Origin of the sequence: Bradyrhizobium sp., assembly GCF_035273305.1 — a bacterium.
Taxonomy (GTDB): domain Bacteria; phylum Pseudomonadota; class Alphaproteobacteria; order Rhizobiales; family Xanthobacteraceae; genus Bradyrhizobium.
The window spans coordinates 1-2,820 of the sequence record NZ_DATEPI010000257.1 but is presented as its reverse complement, the minus strand read 5'-3'; the positions used below and the strand labels follow the sequence as shown (position 1 = coordinate 2,820).

The 2,820-nt window shown below is 59.5% G+C and carries 4 protein-coding genes; all 4 read right to left on the bottom strand.

Translation table 11 applies throughout. The features are described 5' to 3' along the window. A partial coding sequence (locus tag VJV58_RS17150) for a hypothetical protein (protein WP_324138558.1) occupies positions 1–278 on the bottom strand: 278 nt, incomplete at its 3' end. Between the two features lie 17 nt (positions 279–295). Beyond that, positions 296–1,981, bottom strand: a complete 1,686-nt coding sequence (locus VJV58_RS17145) for a cyclic peptide export ABC transporter (RefSeq protein ID WP_324138557.1) — start codon at positions 1,979–1,981, stop codon at positions 296–298. Between the two features lie 72 nt (positions 1,982–2,053). After that, on the bottom strand, positions 2,054–2,233 hold the full coding sequence (locus tag VJV58_RS17140; RefSeq protein WP_324138556.1) for a hypothetical protein: 180 nt from the start codon (positions 2,231–2,233) through the stop codon (positions 2,054–2,056). Between the two features lie 75 nt (positions 2,234–2,308). Then, positions 2,309–2,820: YcjF family protein (locus VJV58_RS17135; RefSeq protein ID WP_324138555.1), on the bottom strand; the 512-nt coding region annotated here is incomplete at its 5' end.

The following is a 2,820-nucleotide window of genomic DNA, read 5'->3' as shown; positions in this document are numbered from 1 at the left end:
ATGTGCAGACCTTCGTCGCGCAGCTCGCGTGGGTCCAAAATGGTGCCGCGTCCGACGAAGCACCAGCAGTAAATGTCATAGCCATTGAACCGTTTCCAGAGGACGCCGACCATGCCGCTCGGAACGGTGATGACGATATAGGGGTAGAGCAGCGTCGCCATAAAGACGAGCGTCATCAACGTCAGAGACAGACTCGGGATGTGACGCCGAACGAAACGCCACCATCTCGATCGCGGCTTTTCCGGCGCCTTCGCGAGGAAATCTCTGTACCTGGCCATACCGTCTGTCCGAACGCCTACTGCACCGATGTCCCGAGCATGCGGGTTTCCACGATCCGCCCTTCCTCCATGCGAATTTTGCGGGCGGACAAATTCAATTCGTCGAGATAGCGGTCGTCATGCGTGATAACGACCACCGTCGCACCGGAGCGTAACATGTCCGGCAGCAGTTCGTCGTAGAATTTGCGCCGGTATTCGGGATCCTGTTCGGCCGTCCATTCGTCGAGCAGGAGGATCGGCCGCTTCTCCAGCAGGCTCACGATCAGCGCGAGCCGTCGCCGTTGGCCTCCGGAAAGGTCCAGAGTGCGGAATTCACCATTGATCAGGCTGGTCTTGTCCCCGAGTCGGAATTTCGCCAGCAACTGATCGATCTCCCGCGGATCGGGGTCCCTGATGCCGTACAGCTTTTGGAAGAGATGGTAGTCGAAGAAGATGCCGGACATCAGCGAGCGATAGGCATCCCGCGTGAAGTCATTTACCCGCCGCCCGTCGAACAGGATTTCGCCGGACATCGGAGGATAAAGGCCCGCCAGGACGCGCAGAAACGTGGACTTGCCGGAGCCGTTCCCGCCGGTAATGAAGACGAGCTCGCCTGCGCTGAGAGTGAAATCGAGCGGGCCGATTTGGAACGTCGTGTCGGAAAACTTGTCAACGTATCGAAATACGATGTTGTGCATTTCGATCGACGAGAACCGGTGAGGTTCGACCTCGTCGCGCTCTTCCGCAGGTGTGCTGGCAGCGTCGCTCAACAATTCGTCGAGCTGCTCGATGCGATCGGCGGCCGCATTCGCGTTCAAGAGAACGGGGATGGACTGCACGAGGCCGAAGCACGCCCCGACGATGAACATCAGCGCCGTCGTGGTCTTCGTCAGCGACGGTCCGCTGAGGGCGTCGCTGAACTGAGGCGCCACAAAGACGACCGCGGCCAGCAGCACATACATCGAGATTTGCGAGATGACGATGACCTTGAAAGTTTCGGTCTGCGTCTTGATCTTGATGCCAGCGGCGGTGTCCGAGACGTCGATCGCATCCTCGAACAGGTCGGTGCTCCGAGCCTTGTTGAGCCTGATTTCCTTGAAACCGTCGAGGAAATCCGACAGCCGGTCGTACAGCCGCCGCTCCCACTCGGCAGACCTCTGCTTTTCGTCGAGCAGCTGCCGGTTCTTGTGATGGAAAATCATGCCTGCAATCAACACCACCGCCATGGTGGTCAGGAACGCGGCCATCGAAAGATACGCGACATAGATCGCGACAAAAAAGATCAGCACGGCGCCCTGGATCGTGTAGCACAGCATGTTGCTCGCTTGTGTGAGCACCGCTGTGTCGCTGGTGATTGCGGCGACGATACGCGCGCGCCCGATGTCCTCCAGCGCCAACAACTCCGAGCGGCGGACATGATCCATAAGACGCAGTCGAATTTTATGGATTATCGCTTCGATCTCCGCGGTGGTGGTGACCGTCACATAAAGCTGCGTCTTCACGAACAGGAACAGCGACACGATAAAAAGCGTGACGCCCCAGAGACTCGTTGCTGGTGTGCTACCGGTCGCATGCATGCCGGTATTGAGCGCGGCAAGAATTGCGGCGGTGCTCACACCGCCGAGAGCCGACATCGTCAGCAGCTTCGGGAGCGAGCTGTGCATTTCGCGCCGGACGAGCTGCAGGAACGACATTAGCCCGATGTCCCGCGCGAAAGGGGCCATCCGGCCGTGGTCACGCTGTCATGCTCGGCCAAGCCTGTAAGAGCACGCATACGGTCCCCCCGTCTCATTGCCTTACAACCGGTCGTTCGACCGCGCACGGGCGGACCGGCCCGTGAGCAAGAGCACGGGGATCATGATGACAGGCGTCGTCAACAGCGTCAGGAGGAAAGTGCCGATAAACCCCATTCGGCGATCGATACCGAAGAGACCGGTCACGGCACAGAAGGCGACGTATATGACGAGTTCGACCATGCAGAATAACTCTCGCCGGGGCAGGAAGACGCGCCGGCGACTACAACGAGCTTACTTTGCCGCGATGGAAAGCGACTAGGGCTGTGTCGCCGTCGGCTCGGTTTCGGGCGTCGCAGCCGCAGCCGGAGCGGCGGGCGTGCGCAGCCGTTTACGGCGAATATCCCAGAGCTCTTTCTGGCTCCTTAGAAATTCGCGGTAATCGGGCGGATTGAAATCGAGCAGCGTGCCGCCCGTTTCGAAATGCTGGATGAATGCCTTCCCGATCGCGAAGGTCGCGCCCGAGGCCAGAACTGGCATGACAAAGCCTGACGCGATTGTGCCGACAATCGGAACCGCCTTGAGCAGACTTGCGGCACCGATGCTGCTGGTCGCGGGCACCATCGCGCCAGCAAGGGCGGCAATCAAGCCCTTGCCGATGTTTTCGGAGAAGTTCACATCATAGATTTGCGAAATCCGCCGGACCATTTGCAATTGCAGACCAGCGACCGTGGCGGCATCCACCACAGGCACTGGAATGAGGCCGGCAACTCCCGACCACAGCGCAAAGCGATCCACGAGTTTCGAAGCGAGTTCTTGTCGGCTGGGTT

Bases quoted from the DNA above. Each gene is read 5' to 3' on its own strand.
- VJV58_RS17145 (WP_324138557.1), bottom strand. From the start codon at position 1,981: ATGGCCCCTTTCGCGCGGGACATCGGGCTAATGTCGTTCCTGCAGCTC.
- VJV58_RS17140 (WP_324138556.1), bottom strand. From the start codon at position 2,233: ATGGTCGAACTCGTCATATACGTCGCCTTCTGTGCCGTGACCGGTCTC.